Annotated in this window: 1 protein-coding gene; it reads left to right on the top strand. The window is 61.9% G+C overall.

Annotation, left to right across the window (positions count from 1 at the left end):
• Window positions 1–29: 29 nt before the first annotated feature.
• The coding region (locus EN852_RS36525) for a MocE family 2Fe-2S type ferredoxin (RefSeq protein ID WP_135879737.1) at window positions 30–362 on the top strand (333 nt) is incomplete at its 3' end.

Below are 362 nucleotides of genomic sequence, written 5' to 3'. Positions count from 1 at the left end.
GGCGACTTCGCAAAGCAAAGGAAAAGAAGATGACCAACTGGGTGAGAGCCTGCCGCCTCGACGACATCGAACAGGAAGGCGCGCGCCGCTTCGACCATGGCGGCAAGACTTACGCCATCTTCCGCTCGCCCGACGACGAGGTCTTCTGTACCGACGGGCTCTGCACGCATGAAGCGGTGCATATCGCCGACGGTCTCGTGATGGACTACGAGGTCGAATGCCCGAAACATGCCGGCGCCTTCGACTACCGAACCGGAGCCGCCAAGCGCCTGCCGCCATGTATCGATCTGCGTACCTATCCCGCGAGGGTCGAAGCGGGGGAGGTCATCATGGCGGTAGCGTTAAAAGCGACCCCTTCGCCT

The sequence above is a fragment of the Mesorhizobium sp. M2E.F.Ca.ET.209.01.1.1 genome (genome assembly GCF_004010375.2).
Lineage (GTDB): Bacteria > Pseudomonadota > Alphaproteobacteria > Rhizobiales > Rhizobiaceae > Mesorhizobium.
This window is presented reverse-complemented; position numbering and strand designations above follow the sequence as displayed.